Source organism: Candidatus Leptovillus gracilis (genome assembly GCA_016716065.1).
GTDB classification, from domain to species: Bacteria; Chloroflexota; Anaerolineae; order Promineifilales; family Promineifilaceae; genus Leptovillus; species Leptovillus gracilis.
The window spans coordinates 135,231-159,138 of record JADJXA010000006.1; the positions used below are offsets into that span (position 1 = coordinate 135,231).

Consider the following 23,908-nt stretch of genomic DNA (forward strand, 5'->3'; position numbering starts at 1 on the left):
CGTTCAGTTTTTGCCAATGGCCTTGTCAATTCTCAACAAACCGACAGCAAATAAAGATTAACGAATAAATGTGTCGGCCTCGACCGCCCGCTTAAGCGCCGGTAATCCAGCCGCTTCGCGGACCAGATCTTCCAACGTCTGCAACATGGCCGGATTTTCGGCCAGGAATACTTTGGCGTTTTCGCGCCCCTGGCCTAACAAAGTCTCTTCATACCGGAAATAAGCGCCACGTTTATTTACTATCTCGTGAATAACCGCCAGGTCCAACACGTCACCCGTTTTGGAAATGCCTTCATTATACATGATATCAAATTCGCATTCGGTAAACGGCGCGGCTACTTTATTTTTCTTAACCTTTATCTTGGTCCGGTTCCCCACCACGTCATTGCCAGCCTTGATGGCCTGAATGCGGCGAATGTCTATACGCACCGAAGCGTAAAATTTCAGCGCGTTACCACCGCTGGTCGTTTCTGGGTTGCCAAACATCACGCCAATTTTGGAGCGCAGTTGGTTAGTGAAAATGACGATGGTATTGGTCTGCTTGATGGCCCCAGACAACTTGCGCAGCGCCTGAGACATCAGACGGGCTTGCAAACCAACATGAGCATCGCCCATTTCGCCTTCAATTTCGGCGCGCGGAACCAAGGCGGCCACAGAGTCCACCACCACCACATCCATCGTGCCAGAGCGGATAAGCGCGTCGGCGATTTCTAGCGCCTGCTCGCCAGTATCCGGCTGCGAGACGTACAGGTTTTGCACATCTACGCCACATTTTTCGGCGTAACCGGGATCCAGGGCGTGCTCCATATCTATGAAGGCACAAATGCCACCCAGTTTTTGCGCTTCGGCAATAATATGCTGGCACAAAGTCGTTTTACCGGACGATTCAGGACCATAAATTTCGATGACCCGGCCGCGCGGCATCCCGCCAACACCCAGAGCAATGTCCAGCGACAGGGAGCCGGTGGGAATAACATCTACCTGTAAATGGTAGGCGTCGCCCAACCGCATAATGACTCCCTCGCCGAAGCGTTTGTTCAGGGTTGCCAGAGTCGTTTCTAATGTACGGTCACGATCCTGTTTATTCATGCGCTTATCAGTTGCTTGGTTATGTCGAATTTTGACCATGTAGTGTACAATAGCGTCATGGAATTCGCAACAAACCATTGGCCTTCCGCAAAATCGGTGGCAGAGCAAAAACAGGCGGGCGCGCGGGTGGCCGTCCAGGCTGATGCGGAAGCCATTACGCGGCTGCTGCGTTCAGCCGAGGGGAGCCATGTGCATGTGGATTGGCGGCTGCCGGCCGATTGGTTGGGGTCGCCCCATTTCGTCTTGCTCCCGACCCCGGCGGTAGAAACAGGCCGTTTTCTGTCCCGGTTGTTTGCACCGCCAGAACGGGCGTTGGCCTGCCTGGCCGCCACGGCCGATCCCCCACCGGCGGCGTGGGTGCGGGTGGCGGCTGTCGCCCAGGAAGCGGACAGCCTGACGCTGTTGGACGAGATGTTGGCGATGGTGACGGCCTCTTTGCAAGAGACGGCCGTTACCCAATTAGGCTGGTTGGTGGCTCAGGCGTGGCCCAATCGTTGGCTGCCCGCCCTGGGCTTTGGTCTGGTAAACGAGATCGAGACCTACCTCAAAGACAATCTAGACGCGCCGCCGCTGCGCCCCACCGCCGACCTGCTCATCCGCCCGGCGCGTCTGGCCGATCTCAGCGCATTGGCACAAATCGAAGTGGATGCGTTTGAGCCGTTATGGCGTCTGAGCAGCGAAACATTGGCCCTGGCCCAGCGAGACGCGCTCTGTTTTGACGTGGCTGAATGGCACGGCCGTCTTGTTGGCTACCAACTCAGCGTCGGGGGACCGGGCAGCGCCCACCTGGTACGCCTGACCATCGCCCACGACGCGCAAGGCCAGGGTGTGGGCAGCGCCCTGCTGGCCCAGGCGCTGCAAACCTACCGTCATCATGGCTTGCGGCGGGTCTCGCTCAACACCCAGATTGATAACAATACTTCGCAGCGCCTATACCACAAATTTGGCTTCTATGCCACCGGTGAACGGCTGCCCGTCTGGTGCAAAACTATCTGACAAAAGAGTTCATCAGTGGACTGCACCCACCACCACGAATGAAAACCCTGGGAACGCAGGCGTCTCGCCTGCCAGGGCGGACGGGACGTCCGCGCTCCCATTTTCAAGAGAGGAAAACCATGGCTGACTTGCACAAAGTAGATTTGCCCGAAGATACGCCTTACGTCAACGCCATGCTGCTCCAACTTTTCAAGGGCATTGAAGAAGTCATGGGGACCAACGGTCTGAACGCCGTGCTGCGACTGAGCAGCCTGGAACGGTACATAGACAATCCACCGCCCAACAACCTGGAATTTGGCGTGCTGGCGCGAGAATACGCCGCCCTGAACCAAGCCATCGAGCAATTTACCGGCCGCGCCGGTAAAGGCATGTTGCAGCGCATCGGCCGTTCTTCGTTTCGCTGGGGTGTCAAGGAGCAGTCGGCCGTGATGGGCCTGGCGGGCATCGCCCTGAAGGTGCTGCCACAGCAGCTGCGCAAACGAGCCGTGCTGTTGGGCGTGCGCAAAGGCATTATGGACACCGTGCCCTATGCTTCAATTAACGTGCAAGATGACAATGGCGTCCTGGTGTTCACCGATTATGCCTGTGTAAGCTGCCATACGCGGCACAGCGAGCAGCCGGTGTGCCACCTGTACGTCGGCTCTTTGCAAGAAGCCATGACCTACGCCACCGGCAAAGATTCCCGCGCTTTTGATGTGGTTGAAACCCACTGTCTGGCGCGCGGCGACGACTTTTGCCGGTTTGAAATCCGCGAGCGCGGATAACCTGTGGAAGCATTCTCGCCCTCGCCCCAACCCGAAATATCCCCATGAAAGAATTACATTTTTCTGAACCTGTTTACATAGAAAGCGCCATGTGCCCTATACCCATCCGCGACCGGGGGACGGTGATTATGGGACATGGCAGCGGCGGTAAACTCTCCCACGACCTGATTGCCGCTCGCTTTTTGCCATCCTTCGATAACGTGATCTTACGCGCCGGTAATGACGCCGGGGTGGTACAGATCAACCAGACTAATCTGGCCCTCAGCACCGATTCGCATGTGGTTTGGCCGCTGTTTTTTCCCGGCGGCGATATTGGCAAACTGGCGGTGTGTGGCACGGTGAATGATGTGGCGATGATGGGGGCACGGCCGTTGTATCTGACAGCCGGTTTCATTCTGGAGGAAGGGCTGGAGATCGGCTTGTTGGAACGCATTGTCGAGTCTATGCAGGCGGCAGCGGCCGAAGCCGGGGTGCAAATCGTGGCCGGCGATACCAAAGTGGTGGAGCGGGGCAAGGCCGATGGCGTTTATATCAACACCGCCGGGGTGGGACTCATGCAGCCGGGTATCAACATTGGCGGCGCGCAGGCCCAGCCTGGCGATGTGGTGATTGTGTCCGGGATGTTGGGCGATCATGGCATTGCTGTGTTGGGTGCGCGGGGTGATTTGGGCATTGAAACGGCCGTCACCAGCGACGTCGCCCCCCTCAACCACATGGTTACCGCCATGTTGTCCGCCAGCGAGCACATTCACGTTTTGCGCGACCCCACCCGCGGCGGTCTGGCGACCACCCTCAACGAAATCGCCCGACAGTCCAACGTGGGCATTATCATCCACGAGGACAAACTGCCCATTCGGCCGGCGGTGCGCGCCGCCTGCGAGATGCTGGGCTTCGACCCGCTGTACATCGCCAACGAAGGCAAACTGGTAGCCGTGGCAGCCCGCCAAGACGCCGACGCGGTATTGGCGGCCATACGCCAGTCGCCCTACGGCGCCGACGCAGTGATCATCGGCGAGGTGCAAGCGGCAGCGCACGGCCGTGTGCTGTTAAAAACCAACTTCGGCAGCAGCCGCATTGTAGACATGCTGATGGGCGAAATTTTGCCCCGCATCTGTTAACATGTCCGGCAGTTCCCCTACACCAGCCACGCTGTCCATCTTCCGCCACCTTCTGGCTTCGGTAGCCGAGGAGATGGGCGTGACGCTGCGCCGGGCGGCCTACAGCCCCAACATCAAAGAACGCCTGGACTTTAGCTGCGCGCTGTTTTTGGCTGACGGCCGTCTGCTGGCCCAGGCCGCCCACATCCCCGTTCATTTGGGGGCTATGCCCGCTTCCGTCCAGGCGGCCATCGCCCACTGCGCCCCTTTCCAACCCGGCGATGTCGTCATCCTCAACGACCCTTACCAGGGGGGCAACCATTTGCCAGACATTACGCTGGTCTCGCCGGTGTTTGTTCGTGAGGGGCGTTCAGCCGGCAGTACCCCGGCAGACGGCCAACTGGACAATGACCACGACAGGCTGAATACACCTGCTCCAGACTTCTTCGTCGCCAGCCGCGCCCACCATGCGGACGTAGGCGGCATGTCGCCCGGCTCTATGCCCCTGTCTACAGAGCTTTTCCAGGAGGGCATCATCATCCCGCCTATCAAGTTAGCCGTCGGCGGGCGGCGCAACGAGGCGGTGTGGCAGCTTATCTTGCGCAACGTGCGCACGCCGGACGAACGGGATGGCGATCTGGCGGCGCAAACGGCCGCCCACGCCATTGGCGCACGCCGGTTGCAAGAGATTGTCGCCCGGTACGGCCTGGCCGATACATTAACCCACGCCGACGCCCTCATTGTCTATGCCGCCCGCATGACCCATACGGCCGTCGCCCAAATGCCCGACGGCCGTTTCACCTTCACCGACTATGTAGATAGCCCAGACGGCACGGCCGTACCCATTTGCGCAGCCATCACCATCCATGGCGACCGGATGGACGTGGATTTTAGCGGGACGGGAACGGCCGTCGCCGGCAACCTCAACGCCGTGCCGGCGATTGTACAATCGGCCGTCGCTTACTGCCTGCGCTGCGTGGCCCTGGCCCTGCTGCAAACCGATCTGCCTATGAACGCCGGGGCTTTTGCGCCGCTCAATCTGCACATCCCATCCGGCTGCCTGCTGGACCCCCACCCACCCCACGCTGTGGCCGCTGGCAACGTGGAAACCTCGCAGCGCATTGTGGATGTGATTTTTGCGCGCTGGCCCAGGCATTGCCAGACCTCATCCCCGCCGCCAGCCAGGGGACCATGAACAACCTGACATTTGGCGGAATGGTGACGGGATTGCAAGGTGACAAAGTGACCGACGCCCCTTCACCCCTTCACCCCTTCACCCCATCATCCTTCGCCTATTATGAAACCATTGGCGGCGGCGCGGGGTCCGGGCCGCAGGGGGATGGGGCCAGCGGCATTCACGTCCACATGAGCAATACGCGCAATACGCCCATCGAGGCGTTGGAATACGCCTTTCCGCTGCGCGTACAGACGTATGCTCTGCGTGATGGGTCGGGGGGTAACGGCCGTCGCCGCGGCGGTGATGGCCTGATCCGGGCTATCGAGTTCCTCACCCCGGTCACCATCAGCATCATCAGCGAGCGGCGAGAACGGCCACCCTATGGCCTGCGCGGTGGCGCGCCGGGCGCGCCCGGCCGCAACAGCCTCATCCACGAGGGGCAAGAAATCGTTTTGCCCGGCAAAGTCAGCCGCACGCTGGCCGCCGGCGACGTGCTGCGGCTGGAGACACCCGGCGGCGGCGGCTGGGGCGCGTCCACCGACACACAATAGGTAACATGCCCTATTCGTGAACTGGCTCACAGCGCCTATAATCAGAGGGTATAACCTGGTCTTAACCAGCAGTTGAACAAGGTGCAACCAAGGAAAAATCCATGTCGCTGAACCAAGACAATAACCGTGAACTGGCTAAAGCCAAATTGTGGCTGGCCGAAAAAATTGAAGCGTCATTGGCTGAGAAAACGGCCGTCACCCGCGACCCCCAAACCATCCAACTCATCCGCGACCGCTACGAATTAGCCCGACAGCACGCCCGTATCAACATCCCGCCGGACCAGGAGGAGGCTTTCTTTGCCAGCCTGGTGGATGAAATTGTCGGCTTTGGCCCGCTGGAGCCGCTGCTCAAAGATGAAACCGTCACCGAAGTCATGGTCAACCGGCCCGACCTGGTTTACATCGAGCGCAAAGGCAAAATGATCGAAACCAACGTGCGCTTTGTCAATGACGCCCACATTGAGCGGGTCATCAACAAAATCATCAAACCCCTGGGGCGCGTCGCCAACCGCGAAAACCCCCTGGTAGACGCCCGCCTGCCCGATGGCTCGCGCGTCAATGCCGTCGTCGCCCCCTGCGCCATAGATGGCCCCAATATCACCATCCGCAAATTCTCCAAGACGCCCTTCGTCATCCAGGACCTGATCAATTTTGGCAGCCTCAACGAGGACATGGCCGAATTTCTGCGCGCCTGTGTCGTTTCCAAGCTGAATATCGTCGTCTCCGGCGGCACAGGCTCCGGCAAAACCACCCTGCTCAACGTGCTTTCCAGCTTCATTCCCGACGAGGATCGCATCGTCACCATCGAAGACGCGGCCGAACTAAATCTGTCGCAGCGCCACGTGGTGCGCCTGGAGACCAAAAAACCTACCCATCGTGGCGACAGCGAAGTGACTATCCGCGATCTGGTCATCAACTCGCTGCGTATGCGGCCGGAACGCATTGTCGTGGGCGAGTGCCGCGGCGGCGAGACGCTGGACATGCTGCAAGCGATGAATACCGGCCACGATGGCAGCCTGACCACCGTCCACGCCAACACCCCCCGCGACACCATTTCCCGCCTGGAGACGTTGGTGTTGATGGCCGGGATGGACCTGCCACTGTCGGTGGTGCGCAAGCAAATTGTGTCAGCCATCAACTTGATTGTGCAGCAGGAGCGCCTGCGCGACGGCAGCCGCAAGGTAACGGCCATCACCGAGCTGACCGGTCTCGAAGGAGAGACGCCGGTAATGCAAGACATCTTCCGGTTTAACGAAGTCGGCGAGAAAGATGGCAAAGTGATTGGCGAATTTACGCCAGGCGGCGGCCGACCGATGATCGAACACCGGTTGAAAGTGTATGGCTTTAACCTGCCTGCCTCCATGTTTATGCCCTCTGGGAACCGCGCCAGCCAACAGCAGCGCCGCCGTTAGCAGCCGTGTTCGGTGTTCAGTGTTCGGTTAGCGTTACCTATGGAGCAGGCGCACTGAATACTGGATACTGGATACTGAATACTGGTTGTAAGCACCGCGGTGGCGGCCGATTTTTGCATCCCTCTATTCTGGGCTACAATTCGGCCACGATGAGTTTGTTGCATAGCTATTACCCGCGCAGACCTGTCAGGTCTCATTTGTTGCTATTGGGGCTGTTGGCCCTGCTGTTGATGGGCTGCCAGCCAGCGACAGACGCCGTTGCGGCGGCAACGGCCGTTCCCACCAACTTATCATCCACCTCCACCAGCACGGCCGTTGCCCTGCCCACACCCACCACAGCGCCGCCGACCACGCCAACGGCCGTGTCCACCGCCACCAACTCGCCCACCCCTGTCGCCACCCATACGCCCACCGTCACGCCAACAGCCACACCCATCCCCGCCTGCACCCAGCGTGTGCCCCACGACGACCTGCTGACGCTGGTTACACTGACCTACGGCCTCAGCCGGGATTACGAGCCGCAGGATTTGGTGGCGATCAATGATTATTTTGGCGTGGATGTGACCCTGGGCTACCCCAACCAGCTACGCGAAGCAGCGATTGAACCCCTGGTGGCCATGGTCACAGACATGCTGTCCTCCGGGCTAAAGCCACAGATCATCTCTGGTTATCGCAGTTATTACTCGCAAAGCATCGCCTACAACAAATGGTTCAGGCTCAATCCGGAAAGCGCAGCCATCGTCAGTGCGCCGCCGGGACACAGCGAACATCAATTGGGCACGGCCGTAGACTTTGGCTCGCCCGAACTGCCAGACGTGGTTGGACAGGAGGATATTGAGTTTCACACTTACTTTTTCAAGACCAGCGAAGGCATCTGGCTGCTGGAAAACGCCCATCGCTATGGCTTTACCCTCAGCTACAGCCGCGAGGCGTTTGAGCTGACCGGCTTCTATTACGAACCCTGGCATTATCGCTACATCGGCGTGGAAATGGCAACGCAGCTCAAAGAAATGGGCATGACCCTGACCGAGTACCAGCTTATCTCCCAACCTGAACCATGTATCCCGGAGGATAAATGAGCAGAAGGCTGCATTTGGCGCTGGCGTGGGGCATTCTGTTTGGAGCCGTCGTTTTGCTGGCGGCGTGTGGTAGCACGGCCGTTCCCACCCCCCCACCAACCAACTCACCAACCAATACACCACCACCCCAACCGTCCCACACACCAACCATTCAACCATCCAACACACCAACGGCCGTGCCGCCAACGGCCGTGCCGCCAACGGCCGTGCCGCCAACGGCCGTGCCGCCAACGACCACCGCCACCCCTGAACCAACGGCCACGCCAAAGCCGGTGGTCTCGATCAGCGTGCCCGGCGTCTGGCTGGAGCCGGTAGGGGCAGCCCTGGCGCAGGACGAATCGGACTGGGTCTGGCAGCCTGTCCGCGCCGACGATCCGACTGCCAACGCAGCGCCCATCGCCCTGATGAACAATGCCGAAGGGGTACTGGTGGCCCGGGAACCATTGGTGCTGGTGGTTCCGTTTAACCATAGTTGGACCTATGCCAACCTGACCGAAGCACAGGCCATCATCACCAACGGCCACGCGCTGGCAAAAGCGATGCCCTGGTCGGCGATGCGGCCAACACAACGGCCGCTGCTGATCAACGGGCTGCCGCCCGATGACCCTGATTATCCCTTGTGGGACAGTTGGTCGTTGGTGGGGCAGGCGGGATACGAGACGGCTGTCACCCAATTGGCCGCCATCCTCCAACCTGTACTCGCGCCGCTGCCGGTTATTAAACTGGCGGCCGTCGGCGACGTGAACCTGGACCGTTCCCTGGGCAACGCCATCAGCCAGGGCTATATAGATTTTCCCTTCGCCAATGTCGCCCCATTCTTCCACGCCGCCGACCTGACGGTGGGCAATCTGGAAACAGCCCTCGGCGACATCGGCGAGCCGCAGCCCAAAAACTACACCTTCCAATCTCCGCCCGCCAGCGCCCAAAGCCTGGCGAACGCCGGTTTTGACGTGCTGTCTTTAGCCAATAACCATGCCCTGGATTATGGCCCGGAATCGCTGCTGCAAGGGTTGGATTTGCTGGCCGAACAAGGGGTGGCCGTCGTCGGCGCGGGCGTGAACGCCGCCGCCGCCCGCGCCCCCTTCATCACCGAAGCCAACGGTTTGAAGGTGGCCTTCCTGGGCTACGTCCATGTGCCGGTGGAAGTGACCAGCCACTTCGATACCGCCTCCTGGACGGCGACGGCCGATACGCCGGGTCTGGCGTGGGCTGTACCGGCGGAGATTGCCGAAGATGTAACGGCCGTGCGCCCCCAGGCGGATCTTGTCGTGGTAATTTTGCACAGCGGCTACGAATACGTCATCCCACCCAGCGAAGAGCAGAAAGCGGCCGCCTACGCCGCTATAGACGCCGGCGCCGACCTGGTTATCGGCCACCACGCCCATATTTTGCAGGGTGTACAATTTTACAAGAATGGCGTGATTGCTTTTGGGTTGGGCAACTTTGCCTTCAACATAGATGGCGAGCCGAACAGCATTATTCTGAATGTCTGGTTAGACGCCAATGGGGTGCGCCAATTGGAGTTTATCCCCACCATCATCCAATTTGGCGGCCAACCCCGTCTGGCGGACCCAGAAGAAGCCGGGGTCATTCGGCAACAAATCTATGATCGCAGCCGCGCCTTCCCCCTGCCATAAGACGGCTGCGTCTCTGCCTATATCTCATCCGGCTTGCGGGCGACCAACTGGGCCACCTGCTTAGACTGCCCGGAACGGCCGTTTATCGCCACTTCCTCGCTGTGCAGCAGCGCAAAATCGGCAAAAGCGGCGTGTAGTTCACCTGGTTGCAGGTAAAAGTCCACGTCGGTGGTCGTTTCTGGCGCGCGGATGAAGGTCTCGAAGATGAGCCAGCCACCGGGTTTGAGGGCGTGGCGGTAGGCGGCAAAAGTGGCCCGCTGCAAAAAGCGGAAATTGACAATTACGTCGAAACTGTGCGGTGGAAACCAGGGGCGAGAAAGGTCGTAAACGGCCGTTTCCAGCCACACCCCTTCCACCAACGCCTGCGTCCGCGCCAGCCGCAGCCCCACCTCAGAAATGTCCAAAGCCAGTACATGCAGCCCGCGCCGCGCCAGGACCAATCCATGCACCCCTACCCCAGCGGCCGCATCCAACGCCAGCCCGCTGTGGGGCAGCTGCGCCAGGTAGGTTTGCAGCAGCTTACGCGGCGGGCTGCTCTGCCAATGATCTCCTTCAGCGGCGTAACGGCCGTTCCACTTCAAGCGATCCTGGTCAGTCATGAACCCCTCATCCTGTGTCAACACTCTCCAACAAGACCTGAAGGTTTTCGCAAATCGGTCAGGTCTACCCAAATATGGTTCTCTGATGAGTTCTGTGATGGTCGTGCCCCTCCCTAACCCTCCCCCACTGGGGGAGGGTTAGGGAGGGGGGTTACCACAGGAAAGCTCAGAGAACCCCAAAAATTAACGGCCCTTCAATGGCAAAGATAACAGACAAAAGTATACTGGGTTTCGCAAAATGACTCTACATGCCGGGAGCGAATATCTTATGCAGATCATCACAGGTGGCGGACTGCGGATTGATTACCTCATCACCCACGATGGGCAGGCGCAGATTGGACTGCCGGGCGGCAACGCGCTTTACGCGGCGGCCGGCGCCGCACTCTGGACCGACCGGGTGGCTTTGTGGGCGCGCCTGGGGGCCAACTATCCACAGGAGTGGATAGAAGAGCTGGTCCGGCGCGGGTTGGCTGCGGCCGGATTGGTACGGCTGCCCGACGAGCAAGATCACCGCACGTTTTTTGCCTACAACACCCCAGACGGCCGTCGAGACGATACCAATCCCGCCGCTCACTTTCGCCGCATTCAGCAGCCGCTGCCGGCCGCTTTGCATGATTACGTCCATTCCACTCCCCACCAGGACGACCCCACCCTCTACGAGCCGTTGGCCTTACGGCCGGCCGACTGGCCGCCAGCCTATGATGGGGCGACGGCCGTCCACCTCTCGCCCCACCCCCTACGCAGCCACCTCGCCATTCCCGCGGCGCTGCGTCAACACCAGGTCCAATTGATTACCCTGGACCCCGGCGAGCGTTACATGGTTCCAGACCTCATTCCCCACCTGCGATCTTTTTTACCTCTACTGGATGCCTTCTTGCCCAGCGACCAGGAGATTCGCTCGCTGTTCGGCGACGAAGTGATGGCCGAAGAAGCAGCCGAAATGTTGCACGGTTGGGGCGCGCGGATCGTGGTGATTAAATTGGGGCCACAGGGTGTGTTAGTGCGGGAGGAAAACGGCCGTATCACCCATTTACCCCCTTACCACCGGCCAGACAGCCAACAGGTGGTAGACGTAACCGGCGCCGGCGACGCCTTTTGCGGCGGGTTTATGGCCGGGTTGGCGCAAACTCGCAATGCCATCACTGCCGCCAACATGGGGTTGGTCTCCGCTTCGTTTGTGGTGGAAAGCTACGGCGCATTAAGCGCCCTGGGCATCCCCCGTCCGGCGGCTCTCAACCGGCTGCAAGAGTTGACCAACCAGTAATAAAAAAGGACCTGAGCCAGTGTAACACATGGCCCAGGCCCCCATGAACGGCCGTCTTGCCAGTCGCGACGGCCGTATCCCAAAAGCCTGTATTACCCTTCGGCGGCCAGTTCCGGCTCTGGCGCCGGGGCCGGTTCGCGCCGTTCCACCAAAATAGTGCAATCTACCACCAAAGCGGCGATTAAAGCGACGGCCGAATACACCGGCAGCAGCGCAATGCCGGCCACGCCCAACACCAGCGGCACTTCCAGGTTCAGATTCATCTTCTCATTGCGGATAACCAGACGGCGCACAGCAGCTTCGCGTACCAGTTTCTTCACCATACCCACCAGTTCTTCACCGGCCACGACAAATTCTTCCGTCCAGCTCTGGCCTTCCTCTTCAGGAACGTCAAACTCTTCCACGACCAGAATCTCTTCTGATTCGACCTGATCTTTCAACTCTTGTTCGTCACTCATCTGTCTATCTCCTTTCGATTCAAGTAATTCGGGGGTCCCCAGAAATCCAGAAAGTTGACCCTCCAACAAGCGGTGGGCAGCGTCCACAGAAAACGGAACATTGTTCACGGAACATTGTTCACGGAACATTGTTCACGGAACATTGTTCACGGAACACTGTTCACGGAACACTGTTCACGGAACACCACCACTGCTTGCTTTTACGCGCCGGGCCAACAAAAGTTGCAGAGGCTGTCGGACGATTTACCCGGCTCTTAGAAACGGGTATACTGGCGCGGACACGACCCGATGAACGAACCAACTTCTACCATCTTATTCCTCTCTATCCTGGCGGCGGCTGCGCCTGTCTTGCTCTATATCGGCCTGGTTTATTGGGTAGACCGATATGAAAAGGAGCCGTGGTGGCTGCTGGCGGCCGCCTTCTTCTGGGGCGCTGTGCCCAGCATTCTGTTTGCCTATCTGTTTAACACGCTGTTCAGCCTGCCCTTCTTTTTTCTAGCGGGCGAGACGCTGGGCGAGACGCTTGGCGCCAGTTTTGTCGCCCCCATTGTAGAAGAGTCTATCAAAGGGCTGGCCGTTTTGGGTATATTTGTGCTGTGGCGGCATGAAATAGACAGCCCGTTGGATGGCATTATTTACGGCGCGATGGTCGGATTGGGCTTTGCCCTGGTGGAAAATGTGTTTTATTTTGTCGCCGTCTATCAGGAAGGAGGAGTGGAAGCGTGGGGCATGAATGTTTTCCTGCGCGGAATTGTGTTTGGCCTAAACCATGCCTTGTTTAGCAGCCTGACCGGCCTGGGCGTGGCGGTAGCGCGTTTGTCAACCAATCCGCTGACAAAAGTGGGGGCGTTGATTGGTGGTTGGGCAACGGCCGTATTCCTCCATTTCCTGCACAATTTCACCCTCTCTTTCGGCAATTTGCTGTGTCTGGTGGCCTTGTTTAGCGATTGGGCGGGCGTGCTGCTGACACTGCTCATCATCGTGTGGGCGCTGCTGCAAGAACGCCAATGGCTGCGCCACTATCTGGCGGAGGAAGTAAGCCTCGGATACCTCACCAGCAGCCAATACCTGACGGTCTGCTCTGGCCGCGCCCGCATCCGGCGACAATTACACGTCTTGCTGGCCTCCGGTCCAGCGGCTTATTGGCGCACGGTTAGCTTGCACCACCATCTGAGCGAACTGGCCTACAAAAAACACCACTATGCCCGCTTTCAGGATGAGCAAAGCCTTCAGATGATTCAACGTCTGCGGGGAAGCATTCAGGAACGCGCCTTACAGTAGTTTCTGCAGCTGTTCCCAATGGGCCTGATCATGTTTGACGGCCAGGTTGAGGAGTTCGTGGGCGCTGGTGGGGCCAAAAAAAGCGTGGCGGCCGCGCCGCTGCCAAAATGGATCGTCTGCCCCTGGCAGCAAGGCGAGGGTTTCGCGGCGTGCAGCAAGAAAATCGGCCAGAGCAAGACGGCCGTCTTGCCGGGCATACGCTCGCTCAATCACCCAGGCGTCGGCCGTAGCGCCAGGGATAAAAGCATTGTCGGCGGCCATCATGCGGCGAAAACGGGCCTGATGGACTTCGCGTTCCACGTCGCGCAAATGGCAAAAGAGTTCGGTCAACGACCATTCTTCAGGAGCCGGCCGCCACTGCCAATCCAAATCAGTGGTGGATGTGGTTTGGGCAACGGCCGTTGCAAACCACGCCAACTCGTCCAGAAGCCCAGCAATAGGCGGCGGTTCTTGCAGCATCAGTGCGCCTTTTGCCCGGCGGCGTCAGGCCAACCGTCGGCCAACTGCGCGTACAACTGGGCCAACGAGCCAGAACCGGTTAACAAGGAAGGGTCCGGCGGCGCGGCGTTTTCGGCCGGCAGCCAATAGGTGGCACAGCCAACGGCCGCCGCCGGGGCAATGTCGTTCTCCCAATCATCACCCACCATCAGCGCCGCTGCGGGCGAGACCTGGATGTAGGCCAAAATTTCCCGGTAATAGGCCGGATGGGGCTTGGTGGCGTGCATCACTTCGTAACTGGTCACCAGGTCATAAGCATAGTCGCTGAGGGGCAGTCCGGCCCAGGCCAGGCGCTCTTCCACGGCGCGCCGGGGAAACATAGGGTTGGTGGCAATCACCACCTTCAGGCCGCGATCCAGGCAAAGCTGTACCAACTCAGGCGCACCCGCCCGTTTGCTGGTGGCGGCGGCCAACTGCGGGAATTGTTCGGCGTAAAAGGTCTCGAAAAAGGGTTCCAGTTCGGTCGGGTCCAGACCCGTTCGCTGCTGGAAGGTTCCCCAGAAAACATCACGGTTGGAAACGGCCGTATCCGTACTGCTTATCATGGCCTGCGTGCAAACCATGAGTTCCCGCAAAAAGCGGTCGCGCGGCAAATACCGCTCCGCGTATTTGCCCAACAATGCAAAATAGCCAGGGATAAAGGTGTCCATGTTATTCCCCAGCAGAGTATCGTCTAAATCAAACAAAACAGCTTGCAGCATGACTTTTCCATCACCCTTCGCCAAACAATTCGCGCAGCCCTGGCTTTTCACGAGCGCACTTGGGGCAGCCAATATGCGGTTCGGGCACGTCTATGAGATGAAGGCTGCACGACGCCTTAACCTGGATGCGGCGGTTAAAGCCCAGAAAACCCTTTTTGACGGCCGCTTCCAAAATCAGGTTAGGGCTGCTGTTGGCGAGTAATATGCCCGGTACCGGACAGGTCAAACAATCGTCCGGCTTCCAGGCATCGGAAAACGGGTTTTGATCCACCAGGCGACATTCCTGCGTGGAATTGCCACGATGAAAATCCTGGTAATAGAAGCGACATTCTTTGCCGGCCGGTGTTCTCATAAGCAGGTTTCCAAAAAAAAAGCGACCCCGAATGGTGTCGCTTGTTTAGTACGCCCTGAGAGACTCGAACTCCCGACCTACTGGTTCGTAGCCAGTCGCTCTAATCCACTGAGCTAAGGGCGCATGTCAGACCTTCGTTACATTATCACAACTTACGGCCAAAAACAACCAGATACCTGCATCAGGCAAGAATCTGGTAAAGGCGGGGAGACAGGGATTCGAACCCTGGAACGGCTTTTTAACACCGTTAACCGCTTAGCAGGCGGCCCCAATCGACCACTCTGGCATCTCCCCAATTCATAACCTCCGGGTAACTGCCGATCACAATCTGGTACAGCTACGCCTTTGGCGAGGTTTTGTGATTTATTTGTCAACTTACAGCGGAGGGAGAGGGATTCGAACCCCCGGTGAGCAAGCCCACTACGGTTTTCAAGACCGTCGCCATCGTCCACTCGGCCATCCCTCCATCCCTCGGAGAGGTCCTTACAAGGTTGGAGAGTATAACACGGCCGTTTTGCCATGTCAAAAACTATATGCTGCTTTGCGGGGGTGGTTTTCTTGACAACCAGAGCGGTAAACAATAAGCTAGTGTCTGGTTGAAAACGAACACCCACCTACAGATCAAAGGCAATTAACTCTATGAATGCGATGACGTCCCCGCAGGGGGCTGAATTGAACGGCAAGGAAGGGTTTACGGCCGTCATCCCAACCCCACGCGCCGATGACGATCTGATTCCATTATGGAAGAAGAGTTAGACGACCCTGTGATTGTCGGCGAGTCAGAGGTGATTTTTAGGAGCCAGACCGAGGAGGCGACAGAAGCCGCAGCCCTGAGCGAACCTGACGAACCGGCATTCGACGCCATTCATTCCCTGACGCGCCTGTTGGTGGGTGGCGCGTTGGAAGGATCGGCGGAAATGGCCCGCCGTCTGGCGCTGTGGGAGGCGTTTCTCCGCGAAGAAATGGGCCAAGATACCGCGCCCACGGACCAAAGCCCGGAGAATCTGATGCGCCACGCACTCATTGGCCTGCTTTTTGAAGGCGAGGAACAGGCGCGGCGTGGTCTATCGCAAGTGTGGGGGTTACAGAAACGGCTGGCACAAACGGCCGTGCGCACCACCCGCCCCATCACCCGCAGCCGCCTCTTGAACCCGCTGCACCGCCGCCTAGACAGCGCCGCCGAACGCGGCCAGGCTGAAATGGTGCGCTGGATTCAACGCGGACAGCTTGAAGAGCCGGTCAGCCGCGAATTGGCCCGCCTGGCCTTCGGTGAAATTGTAGACGAATTTATTGAACACCTGGCGGAGAACCAGGAAGTCAAAGAGTTGGTGCAGCAGCAAGGTGTTGGGCTGGCAAACGAAATGGTCGGCCAGGTCCGCGAACGCACCTTCACCGCCGACACATTGGTCGAACGCATCGCCCGCGCCATCACCCGCCGCAGCCCACGCCTGGAACCCCCACCGGCCGATTTGTCTGAATTTGAACAAATTCGATCAGACGACAAATAATCTATGTCACGTTCTTTCAGGAAAAAGCCGGAACAGCCAACATTTATCGGTCATTACGCCGGGTTTGTCACGCGGCTGGTGGCCTTTATTATTGATATTTTAGTTGTCACGTTCTCTATCAGCGTGATGTGGGTTGTCCTGACGCTGGTGCTCAGTTTTTTCAATCTTGATCTACGAGATGTGCTGACGGCCGTCGGCGGGACGAATGACTTTTTTCGCTTCATCGTGGTGTTTCTAACCGGATTTGGGTTTACGTTTGCAATGGCAATGGTTTACAACATCTTTTTCTGGATGTTGGCCGGTAAAACGTTGGGCAAGGCGGTGATGGGCATTCGCGTCATTGGGCCACGAGGCGCACGCATGACGTTTACGCGCAGTTTGTGGCGTTATGTGGGATATTGATTTCGGCGTTGCCCCTGTTTTTGGGCTATTTGTGGGTCCTTATCACCGATGAACGAGTAGGCTGGCATGATAAGTTTGCCGGTACGCGGGTGATTTACGACTATGAAGCGAAATACAGCGAAGCATTTTTGGGCCGTCTGGCGCGTCTGGCGCCTAAATTGGAAGCCAAACGGAACAAATTATTGAAAGAGAAATAAATGGCTGGCAGCCGTGAACCGAAGTCCGTAATCCGTTTTCCGTTGGCACTTGCCAGAAGCAGCGCCCTACGAAATACGGAATACGGAATACGGAATACGGAATACGGATGCCAACCAATCACGCCAAAAGGGTAAACGGCCGTGTCAGAATCATACCAGCCACTCTCCAATTTAGACGCCGCCATTTTAGGCATCGAAGATAAAACCAACCTGATGCTCATCTCCGGCATCCTGACGTTCGCCCGGCCGGTGATGGTGGAAGAGTTAAAAGCTGTCCTGCGGCAGCGCTGGCTGACACAGCGGCGTATGCGCCAGCGGCTGGTTCGGCCCGGTTTGCTGCTGGCGCGGGCCTATTGGGAGGATGATCCTTATTTTGACCTGAATGCCCACGTGCACCGCATTGCCCTACCCGCCCCCGGCGACCAAGCCACACTGCAAGAAATGGCCGGCGACCTGGCAAGCATGCCGCTGGATTTTTCTAAACCATTGTGGCAAATTCATGTCATTGACAATTATGGCGCGGGCGGCGCAGTGATGTTCCGTCTTCATCATGTCGTGGCCGATGGCGCCGCGTTGGAGCATTTATTCTCTTCGCTAACGGACACCTCGGCCGCGGCCTCGATGGCGTCAGATTCGGCAACCGGCCGTTGTCCCCAACGGCCATAACCCTGAAGGCGTCAGCGAAATTGCCAGACAAATCGCCATTGCCACCAACATAGGGCGAAGTTGGGCGCGGCGGCTGGCAATTACCGGGCTGGACGTGTTGGCGGAGCCGAACAAAGGGCGGGAACTGCTGGACAAAGGAACAACTTACGCCCAATCGGCCATCCAACTGGCCCTAAAAGTGGCCGAGCCAGAGACTGTTTTTGGCGCATCATTGGGCGTCAGCAAACGGTTGGCCTGGTCGAGACCACTGCCTATGGACCAGGTGCAGCGCGTGCGGCGTGCTCTAGGCGGCACACTCAACGACGTGATGATCACGGCGCTTATCGGTGGTTTACGGCGTTACCGGTTGGCCGAAGGGCAGCCGGTAAACGGCGCCTGTTTCCGGGCGGCCATCCCGGTCAATTTGCGACCCAAGAAGCAGGCCCACAATCTGGGCAATCAATTTGGTCTGGTATTGCTCTCTGCGTCGCTGGCGATGGCCGACCCGCAGGAACGGTTGGCCGAAGTGCAGGCGCAAATGGACCGGCTGAAGCAGTCGCCAGACGCCATAACGACTTACAAATTGATCAGCGCGTTGGGATTTGCACCGCCGGCGGTGCAAAACGCACTGGTGAAGCAGTTTGGGGGGATGGCAACGGCCGTTATCTCCAACGTGCCCGGCCCAACCGAAACGCGCTACCTGGCCGGGCAAAAAATTGAGCATATCATGTTTTGGGCCCCCCAGTCTGGCCCGGTCGGCCTGGGCATTACCATCTACAGCTTTGCCGGTCAGGTTTACGTGGGCGTCAACGCCGACCCCAACGCCCTGGCCCGCCCGGATGAATTTATATTGGCTTTCCAGGCCGAATACACGGCCATGGTGGCATTGGCTGAAAATTAATCTCAGGAGGAACTATGCTAAAGAGAATTATCGGTTTTATCATGTTTATAACCGGGTTGATTGGTCTGGGGCTGGCCATCGCCGGTTCCATTTTGGGGCGGCAGGCCATAGACCAGATCGGCGTCGGTTTGAACAATACGCTAACAATCACGTTGGACACCCTGGTAACGGTAAAAGATACGTTTGCATTGACAAAAACGGCCGTAGACCAGGCCGGCGCCAGCATCGCTACCGTCGAAACAACCACGGCCGGCCTCAGCCAGACCATTGGCGACACACAGCCGTTGGTTAACCAGCTTTCCGTCGTCACCAGCAGCGAAATTCCCAACAGCGTCGAGGCCATACAGGTGTCGCTCAACTCGTCGGCCGAATTGGCGCGTCAAGTGGACAACACCCTGCGTACCCTCAGCGATTTCCAGATCGAACAATCCTTCCCCTTACCACTCGGCCAGAGCATTGACCTGAATTTCGACCTGGGCATCAATTACGATCCACAAACGGCACTAGACGAGTCATTGGTCGGCATTGCCGACAGCCTGGACGGCGTTTCTGGCGAACTGCGCAATCTGGAGCCAATCTTCGCCGTCAACGCCAGCAATCTGGGCATGATGAGCGACAACGTGCAGCTTATTTCTGAAGACATCGCCGCCATTAACAAAGTTGTGGCCGACATTAACCCGCTTCTGGATCAGTATGTTGACACGGTTGTGCAGATTGAAAATAGCGTGAAGCAGGTACAGGCCAATCTGACATCTTATCTGCAAATCCTTAAAAATGTGGTCACAGCCTTAATGATCTGGCTGGCAATTCTGCACCTGGGACCTTTGTTCATGGGCTGGGAATTGATCAGCGGCATCTACAATAAAAACGAGGTTGTGTATATTAACAGCACCGAAAAGCAAGACGAGTCTGAGGGTTCAGACAAAGGAGAATAATGCCATGCGTTTATTAATCCGTTGGATAATCGTTGCGTTTTCATTATGGGTGGCCGTTCAGTTGGTTCCTGGGTTGGAGAAGGACGGCAACCTGGGGACGTGGTTCATGGTAGCGGCTATATTTGGGTTGGTGAATGCGGTGATACGGCCGTTTGTCCTCCTCTTAAGCTGCCCGTTGGTCGTACTCACATTGGGACTGTTTGTGTTAATTGTCAACTGGGCCATGTTGTCGCTTACTATCTGGCTCTCATCATCGCTTGGCCTCGGCTTCACCTCCGATGGCTTCTGGGCCACTTTCTTCGGCGCGATCATCATCAGCATTGTCAGCGGCCTCCTCAGCATCTTCCTCAAAGACAGCAACGAAAAGGGGTAATACCCGCACTGATTGGCTGGCTGGATGGTTGGCGCTAACCTACCATCCAGCCAGCCAGCCAACAAGGAAACGACGGCCGTTCCCCTTTGCCACATGAAAAATGGACCGGATGAGCTATAATTCCGGCATGACATACTCACCACCCGAACACGTACAAGAAATCCTCAAAAATCTGCCGACCAGACCCGGCATTTATATCCACAAAGACAAACACGGGACCATCATCTACGTTGGTAAAGCCATTAACTTGCGCAGTCGGGTGCGCTCTTATTTCCACGCCAATGTAGACTCCGTAAAAACCCAACGCTTGCGCCGCGAAGTCGCCGACATCGAGATTATTACCACCGATTCCGAATTGGAAGCGCTGCTGCTGGAAAACACCCTCATCAAAAAACACCAGCCGCGCTACAATGTGCGCCTAAAAGACGACAAACGCTACCCCTACATCAAGATTCACTGGCAAGACGATTTTCCCAAAGTCACCCTCACCCGGCGCATGGAGCGGGATGGTTCGCGCTACTTTGGCCCTTACACCTCCATTTGGGCGGTCCACCAAACCCTGGACATGCTGCGTAAAATCTTTCCCTATCTGACTTGTGACCGTATCATCACCGGTCAGGATGAACGCGCCTGCCTTTACTTCGACATCAAGTTGTGCAATGGGCCGTGTATTGGGGCTGTCAACAAACAGCAGTACCGGGAGATGATCAAGCAGTTGATGGACTTTTTGAATGGCAAGACGGAAGAGGTGGTGAAGCAAATTGAGGCGCGGATGGAACGCGCGGCCGTCAACCTGCAATTCGAGAAAGCGGCTGAGTACCGCGACCAACTGCGGGCGGTGAACCAGGTTGTCGCCAAACAAAAGGTCATCTCCGCCGCCAATGACGACCAGGACGTAATCGCTTTTGCCCGCGAAAAGGGGGACGCCTGCGTGCAGGTCTTTTTCATTCGCTATGGTAAGCTGATTGGCCGCGAATACTTTTTGTTGGAAGGGACCGAAGATGAGGCCGACGAGACAGTGCTGCAAGATTTCCTGACGCAGTTCTACGACGAGGCCGCCCACGTGCCGAAAGAAGTCTTGCTGCCCCAGGAAGTATCTGAGGCGATGGTGATTGAGGAATGGCTGCGACAAAAACGCAGCACCAAAGTGACGCTGCAAGTGCCTCAGCGCGGCAAAAAGAAGGAACTGGTAGAAATGGCCGCTACCAATGCCGCCGACACCCTGGCGACGCTGCGCCAGCAGTGGGCCAGCGACCGCTCCAAACATGTCACGGCCATGGCCGAATTGCAGCAGGCGCTCAACCTGTCCACCCCCCCGGCGCGCATCGAATGTTACGACATCAGCCATACCCAGGGGGCGCAGACAGTCGGTTCGATGGTGGTGTTTGTGCAGGGCGCGCCGAAAAAGAGCGATTACCGACGCTTCAACGTCCAGACGGTGGGCAATGACGATTACGGCGCGATGACCGAAGTGTTGACGCGCCGCTTCCAACGTTACAAGGACACCTTAGCCGGCGAGCTGCACGATGCCAGCCAGATTGGGCAGGCTAAAAAGGAGACCGCCTGGGCGCTGCTGCCCGATTTGCTGATTGTGGATGGGGGTAAGGGGCAGTTGGCAACGGCCGTGCAAGTGCTAAAACAATATGGGCTGGAAAACGAAGTGCCCCTAACCGGTTTAGCCAAACAAGAAGAAGAGTTATTTGTGCCCGGCCGCACCCAATCTATTCTACTGCCGCGTCGCTCTGAGGGATTGTATCTGGTGCAGCGGGTGCGTGATGAAGCCCACCGCTTTGCCAATGAAGGCCACCGTATCCGCCGGTCTAAGGTGGGCGTGGCTTCGGTGTTAGACAGCGTTCCCGGCGTTGGCCCCAAACGGCGCAAACTACTCCTATCGCAATTTGGCTCACTGGACGATCTACGTAAAGCCACCGTGGAGGAGATCGCCTCCACACCGGGCATTCCCCTGGAAGTCGCCGAAGCGGTGAAGGCGCTTTTGGCGTAAACGCAGCCTCATCCAGGGCTGCTGTCAGGCGACATGATTTGCAAGGACAAAAGAGATGAATATACCTATCGGTTGGCTGCTTGAAGGTGAACCCTGGATAGAATATCGGACACGGCGTGATCTATTGGGGCAGTCTGAAACCGATCCCCTGGTGGAAACTGCCCGGATATCCATGCTGGCGGATGCTCGGGTACAAAGCCTGGTGGCCGAACTGTCAGCGTGGACGGGGAACGTTATCGCCAGCCATAAGAGCGCCAATCAACCATTTCACAAACTGACGTTTCTGGCTGATTTGGGCCTTAGGGCCAGTGATGCCGGTATGGACACAATTATTGCCCACATTTTGGCGCATCAATCGGCAGAAGGACCGTTTCAACTGATGATGAATATCTCCCCCAGCGATGGGGGACCAGGTGAAGACCAGTGGGCCTGGGCGTTGTGTGATGCTCCGCTTATGGTTTATGCTCTGGTAAAGTTTGGTCTGGCAGAAGACGCGGCGGTGAGAACGGCCGTTAGCCATCTAACCAACTTGCTGCGTGACAACGGCTGGCCTTGCGCCGTCTCCCAAGAGTTGGGGAAATATCGTGGGCCAGGGCGCAAAGACGATCCCTGTCCCTTTGCCAATCTGGCTATGCTCAAAGCATTGTCTGAAATTGATGCGCTGCGCGACTCTCCTGCCTGTCATGTAGGCGCGGAAACGCTGCTGAGCTTATGGAGCGAAAGCGCCACGAAACACCCATATATGTTTTTCATGGGAACCGATTTTCGCAAGCTCAAAGTACCGTTTGTCTGGTACGACCTCCTGCACGTCCTCGATGTGCTGACACGATTTTCCTGGCTGCGGAATGATCCGCGATTGCTAGCTATGTTGGGCATCGTACAATCTAAGGCGGACCAGCAAGGATGCTTTACGTTGGAGTCCGTTTGGACGGCGTGGAAAGAGTGGGAATTTGGGCAGAAGAAGAAACCTTCGCGGTGGCTAACGCTGCTGGCGTGGCGCATCATCCGCGCACATCAGTCGCCGGGTTGAGCCTGTTTCATTGTAGTCAGGAGTGTTTTATCTCTATGAAGATGGCACGGATAGAATCAGCGATACGTGTGGTGCTGGCGTTCAATGAAGCCCTCAACCGGCATGATGTCGCCGCGATGATGCTGTTGTTAAGCGATGACTGCATCTTTGAAAACACCCAGCCGACCCCTGATGGGGCTGTATACTCTGGCAAAGAAGCCATCAGCCAATTTTGGCAGGAGTTCTTCCGCGCGTCACCCCAGGCCCACATGGAAATAGAAGAGATTTTTGGTTTTGGCGTTCGCTGCGTTACCCGCTGGCGCTACGACTGGGTAGATGCCGCCGGGGAGAAAGGACATGTTCGCGGCGCAGATCTATTTCAGGTGAAACATGGTTTCATCTGCGAGAAGTTGTCCTATGTCAAAGGATAATGCGTCTTGTATACGCGCAAAGGTCATAATCGGACATTTTTGTCACCTTGTCAGATGTCACCTTGTCCCCCTGTCCGGGATAGTTCCCGCCAAACGGCCGCGGCTACCTGGGGCACGGCCGTTGCCACCGCCGCACTCAACCCTTCTTGCCATCCCACATCTTCTGGCTGAATGCCGTAAATCACCACCTCCGGCGGCAAAATGCCCAGGGCGTCGCCCAGGGCCAGCGCTTCGGCCAGACCGGCGTAGTGCATGGTTCCACGTAAATGGGCGTCACGGGAAGGCAGACGGCCGTCGCCTGGCAAAAAACGCCGCCACTCCCCCGGCGGCAGCCCCATATCGGCCGCGTCTATAATGATGGCCCGCTGGCAGCCCTCCAGCAGCAGCGCCGTTTCCAGCCCTGGCGTGCCGCCATCCAGCAGTTCCACCCCTTCGGGCAAGGGGTGGTAGGCAAGGAGAGATTGGCAAACGGCCGTGCCCACCCCATCATCCCCACGCAGCAGATTCCCTAACGCCAACACCAGAGTCTTAGCCATGATTGAAACAGAAA

At 57.7% G+C, this 23,908-nt stretch carries 23 protein-coding genes, 3 tRNA genes and 2 pseudogenes; 18 read left to right on the forward strand and 10 right to left on the reverse strand.

Features of this window, described 5'->3' with window-relative positions:
• Nucleotides 1-57 precede the first annotated feature (57 nt).
• Nucleotides 58-1,128, reverse strand: coding sequence for a recombinase RecA (recA, locus tag IPM39_16945; protein ID MBK8987732.1), 1,071 nt, complete (start codon nt 1,126-1,128; stop codon nt 58-60).
• An 18-nt stretch (nt 1,129-1,146) separates the two neighbouring features.
• Here recA and IPM39_16950 point away from each other — a divergent pair, with 18 nt between their 5' ends.
• The 7 genes and pseudogenes from IPM39_16950 (at nt 1,147) to IPM39_16980 (ending at nt 9,802) form a co-directional block, all read left to right on the forward strand.
• On the forward strand, nt 1,147-2,085 hold the full coding sequence (locus IPM39_16950; protein ID MBK8987733.1) for a GNAT family N-acetyltransferase: 939 nt from the start codon (nt 1,147-1,149) through the stop codon (nt 2,083-2,085).
• A gap of 119 nt (nt 2,086-2,204) precedes the next feature.
• Nucleotides 2,205-2,849: a hypothetical protein gene (locus IPM39_16955; protein MBK8987734.1), complete on the forward strand. Its 645-nt coding sequence runs from the start codon at nt 2,205-2,207 to the stop codon at nt 2,847-2,849.
• A gap of 89 nt (nt 2,850-2,938) precedes the next feature.
• Complete coding sequence (hypE, locus tag IPM39_16960; GenBank protein MBK8987735.1) at nt 2,939-3,967, forward strand: hydrogenase expression/formation protein HypE; 1,029 nt, start codon at nt 2,939-2,941, stop codon at nt 3,965-3,967.
• Nucleotide 3,968: 1 nt separating this feature from the next.
• Nucleotides 3,969-5,674: pseudogene (locus tag IPM39_16965) on the forward strand (hydantoinase B/oxoprolinase family protein).
• A 101-nt stretch (nt 5,675-5,775) separates the two neighbouring features.
• Nucleotides 5,776-7,086: a CpaF family protein gene (locus IPM39_16970; GenBank protein ID MBK8987736.1), complete on the forward strand. Its 1,311-nt coding sequence runs from the start codon at nt 5,776-5,778 to the stop codon at nt 7,084-7,086.
• A gap of 149 nt (nt 7,087-7,235) precedes the next feature.
• Nucleotides 7,236-8,165, forward strand: a complete 930-nt coding sequence (locus IPM39_16975) for a M15 family metallopeptidase (protein ID MBK8987737.1) — start codon at nt 7,236-7,238, stop codon at nt 8,163-8,165.
• Entirely contained in the window at nt 8,162-9,802 is a 1,641-nt protein-coding gene (locus IPM39_16980) for a CapA family protein (GenBank protein ID MBK8987738.1), read from the forward strand. The genes IPM39_16975 and IPM39_16980 overlap by 4 nt, the downstream gene beginning before the upstream one ends.
• A 17-nt stretch (nt 9,803-9,819) precedes the next feature.
• Here IPM39_16980 and IPM39_16985 read toward each other — a convergent pair whose 3' ends face one another.
• Nucleotides 9,820-10,401 (reverse strand): class I SAM-dependent methyltransferase, encoded by a 582-nt coding sequence (locus IPM39_16985; protein MBK8987739.1) that lies wholly within the window; start codon nt 10,399-10,401, stop codon nt 9,820-9,822.
• A 268-nt stretch (nt 10,402-10,669) separates the two neighbouring features.
• Between IPM39_16985 and IPM39_16990 the strand changes: the two genes are divergently transcribed.
• Nucleotides 10,670-11,665, forward strand: a complete 996-nt coding sequence (locus tag IPM39_16990; GenBank protein MBK8987740.1) for a carbohydrate kinase family protein — start codon at nt 10,670-10,672, stop codon at nt 11,663-11,665.
• A 92-nt stretch (nt 11,666-11,757) separates the two neighbouring features.
• Here IPM39_16990 and IPM39_16995 read toward each other — a convergent pair whose 3' ends face one another.
• Nucleotides 11,758-12,123, reverse strand: a complete 366-nt coding sequence (locus IPM39_16995) for a DUF4342 domain-containing protein (GenBank protein MBK8987741.1) — start codon at nt 12,121-12,123, stop codon at nt 11,758-11,760.
• Between the two features lie 288 nt (nt 12,124-12,411).
• Here IPM39_16995 and IPM39_17000 point away from each other — a divergent pair, with 288 nt between their 5' ends.
• On the forward strand, nt 12,412-13,404 hold the full coding sequence (locus tag IPM39_17000; protein ID MBK8987742.1) for a PrsW family intramembrane metalloprotease: 993 nt from the start codon (nt 12,412-12,414) through the stop codon (nt 13,402-13,404).
• On the opposite strand, the gene IPM39_17005 is transcribed toward IPM39_17000, so the two are convergent.
• The 6 genes from IPM39_17005 to IPM39_17030 form a co-directional block, all read right to left on the reverse strand.
• Entirely contained in the window at nt 13,396-13,863 is a 468-nt protein-coding gene (locus IPM39_17005) for a DinB family protein (protein ID MBK8987743.1), read from the reverse strand. The two genes, IPM39_17000 and IPM39_17005, sit on opposite strands and share 9 nt — an antisense overlap.
• Entirely contained in the window at nt 13,863-14,603 is a 741-nt protein-coding gene (locus IPM39_17010) for an HAD family hydrolase (protein ID MBK8987744.1), read from the reverse strand. The genes IPM39_17005 and IPM39_17010 overlap by 1 nt, the downstream gene beginning before the upstream one ends.
• Before the next feature lie 10 nt (nt 14,604-14,613).
• A complete protein-coding gene (locus tag IPM39_17015; protein ID MBK8987745.1) occupies nt 14,614-14,955 on the reverse strand; it encodes a hypothetical protein in 342 nt (113 codons plus the stop codon).
• Between the two features lie 49 nt (nt 14,956-15,004).
• A tRNA-Arg gene (locus tag IPM39_17020) sits at nt 15,005-15,078 on the reverse strand.
• Nucleotides 15,079-15,158: 80 nt separating this feature from the next.
• Nucleotides 15,159-15,249 (reverse strand) — tRNA-Ser (locus tag IPM39_17025).
• 87 nt (nt 15,250-15,336) lie between these two features.
• Nucleotides 15,337-15,421 (reverse strand) — tRNA-Ser (locus tag IPM39_17030).
• 274 nt (nt 15,422-15,695) lie between these two features.
• Between IPM39_17030 and IPM39_17035 the strand changes: the two genes are divergently transcribed.
• The 9 genes and pseudogenes from IPM39_17035 to IPM39_17075 all read left to right on the forward strand — a co-directional run bounded on the left by IPM39_17035 (nt 15,696) and on the right by IPM39_17075 (nt 23,358).
• Nucleotides 15,696-16,463: a hypothetical protein gene (locus IPM39_17035; protein MBK8987746.1), complete on the forward strand. Its 768-nt coding sequence runs from the start codon at nt 15,696-15,698 to the stop codon at nt 16,461-16,463.
• A 126-nt stretch (nt 16,464-16,589) separates the two neighbouring features.
• A pseudogene (locus IPM39_17040) lies at nt 16,590-17,062 on the forward strand (RDD family protein).
• 141 nt (nt 17,063-17,203) lie between these two features.
• Complete coding sequence (locus IPM39_17045) at nt 17,204-17,728, forward strand: hypothetical protein (GenBank protein ID MBK8987747.1); 525 nt, start codon at nt 17,204-17,206, stop codon at nt 17,726-17,728.
• A 97-nt stretch (nt 17,729-17,825) separates the two neighbouring features.
• A complete protein-coding gene (locus IPM39_17050; GenBank protein ID MBK8987748.1) occupies nt 17,826-18,608 on the forward strand; it encodes a DUF1298 domain-containing protein in 783 nt (260 codons plus the stop codon).
• Between the two features lie 14 nt (nt 18,609-18,622).
• A complete protein-coding gene (locus IPM39_17055; GenBank protein MBK8987749.1) occupies nt 18,623-19,543 on the forward strand; it encodes a hypothetical protein in 921 nt (306 codons plus the stop codon).
• Between the two features lie 4 nt (nt 19,544-19,547).
• Nucleotides 19,548-19,916 (forward strand): phage holin family protein, encoded by a 369-nt coding sequence (locus IPM39_17060; protein ID MBK8987750.1) that lies wholly within the window; start codon nt 19,548-19,550, stop codon nt 19,914-19,916.
• A gap of 127 nt (nt 19,917-20,043) precedes the next feature.
• On the forward strand, nt 20,044-21,918 hold the full coding sequence (gene uvrC / locus IPM39_17065; GenBank protein ID MBK8987751.1) for an excinuclease ABC subunit UvrC: 1,875 nt from the start codon (nt 20,044-20,046) through the stop codon (nt 21,916-21,918).
• A 55-nt stretch (nt 21,919-21,973) separates the two neighbouring features.
• Nucleotides 21,974-22,948 carry a hypothetical protein gene (locus IPM39_17070; GenBank protein MBK8987752.1) on the forward strand — a complete coding sequence of 325 codons (975 nt, stop codon included), beginning with the start codon at nt 21,974-21,976 and terminating at the stop codon, nt 22,946-22,948.
• 35 nt (nt 22,949-22,983) lie between these two features.
• Nucleotides 22,984-23,358: a nuclear transport factor 2 family protein gene (locus tag IPM39_17075; protein MBK8987753.1), complete on the forward strand. Its 375-nt coding sequence runs from the start codon at nt 22,984-22,986 to the stop codon at nt 23,356-23,358.
• A 50-nt stretch (nt 23,359-23,408) separates the two neighbouring features.
• On the opposite strand, the gene IPM39_17080 is transcribed toward IPM39_17075, so the two are convergent.
• The gene (locus IPM39_17080; protein MBK8987754.1) at nt 23,409-23,894 is read right to left on the reverse strand and encodes a hydrogenase maturation protease; all 486 of its coding nucleotides are present in this window, start codon (nt 23,892-23,894) and stop codon (nt 23,409-23,411) included.
• Between the last annotated feature and the right edge of the window lie 14 nt (nt 23,895-23,908).

Coding starts and splice junctions, on each gene's coding strand:
- recA (MBK8987732.1), bottom strand. CDS start 1,128: ATGGTCAAAATTCGACATAACCAAGCAACTGATAAGCGCATGAATAAA.
- IPM39_16950 (MBK8987733.1), top strand. CDS start 1,147: ATGGAATTCGCAACAAACCATTGGCCTTCCGCAAAATCGGTGGCAGAG.
- IPM39_16955 (MBK8987734.1), top strand. CDS start 2,205: ATGGCTGACTTGCACAAAGTAGATTTGCCCGAAGATACGCCTTACGTC.
- hypE (MBK8987735.1), top strand. CDS start 2,939: ATGTGCCCTATACCCATCCGCGACCGGGGGACGGTGATTATGGGACAT.
- IPM39_16970 (MBK8987736.1), top strand. CDS start 5,776: ATGTCGCTGAACCAAGACAATAACCGTGAACTGGCTAAAGCCAAATTG.
- IPM39_16975 (MBK8987737.1), top strand. CDS start 7,236: ATGAGTTTGTTGCATAGCTATTACCCGCGCAGACCTGTCAGGTCTCAT.
- IPM39_16980 (MBK8987738.1), top strand. CDS start 8,162: ATGAGCAGAAGGCTGCATTTGGCGCTGGCGTGGGGCATTCTGTTTGGA.
- IPM39_16985 (MBK8987739.1), bottom strand. CDS start 10,401: ATGACTGACCAGGATCGCTTGAAGTGGAACGGCCGTTACGCCGCTGAA.
- IPM39_16990 (MBK8987740.1), top strand. CDS start 10,670: ATGCAGATCATCACAGGTGGCGGACTGCGGATTGATTACCTCATCACC.
- IPM39_16995 (MBK8987741.1), bottom strand. CDS start 12,123: ATGAGTGACGAACAAGAGTTGAAAGATCAGGTCGAATCAGAAGAGATT.
- IPM39_17000 (MBK8987742.1), top strand. CDS start 12,412: ATGAACGAACCAACTTCTACCATCTTATTCCTCTCTATCCTGGCGGCG.
- IPM39_17005 (MBK8987743.1), bottom strand. CDS start 13,863: ATGCTGCAAGAACCGCCGCCTATTGCTGGGCTTCTGGACGAGTTGGCG.
- IPM39_17010 (MBK8987744.1), bottom strand. CDS start 14,603: ATGCTGCAAGCTGTTTTGTTTGATTTAGACGATACTCTGCTGGGGAAT.
- IPM39_17015 (MBK8987745.1), bottom strand. CDS start 14,955: ATGAGAACACCGGCCGGCAAAGAATGTCGCTTCTATTACCAGGATTTT.
- IPM39_17035 (MBK8987746.1), top strand. CDS start 15,696: ATGGAAGAAGAGTTAGACGACCCTGTGATTGTCGGCGAGTCAGAGGTG.
- IPM39_17055 (MBK8987749.1), top strand. CDS start 18,623: ATGCTAAAGAGAATTATCGGTTTTATCATGTTTATAACCGGGTTGATT.
- IPM39_17060 (MBK8987750.1), top strand. CDS start 19,548: ATGCGTTTATTAATCCGTTGGATAATCGTTGCGTTTTCATTATGGGTG.
- uvrC (MBK8987751.1), top strand. CDS start 20,044: ATGACATACTCACCACCCGAACACGTACAAGAAATCCTCAAAAATCTG.
- IPM39_17070 (MBK8987752.1), top strand. CDS start 21,974: ATGAATATACCTATCGGTTGGCTGCTTGAAGGTGAACCCTGGATAGAA.
- IPM39_17075 (MBK8987753.1), top strand. CDS start 22,984: ATGAAGATGGCACGGATAGAATCAGCGATACGTGTGGTGCTGGCGTTC.
- IPM39_17080 (MBK8987754.1), bottom strand. CDS start 23,894: ATGGCTAAGACTCTGGTGTTGGCGTTAGGGAATCTGCTGCGTGGGGAT.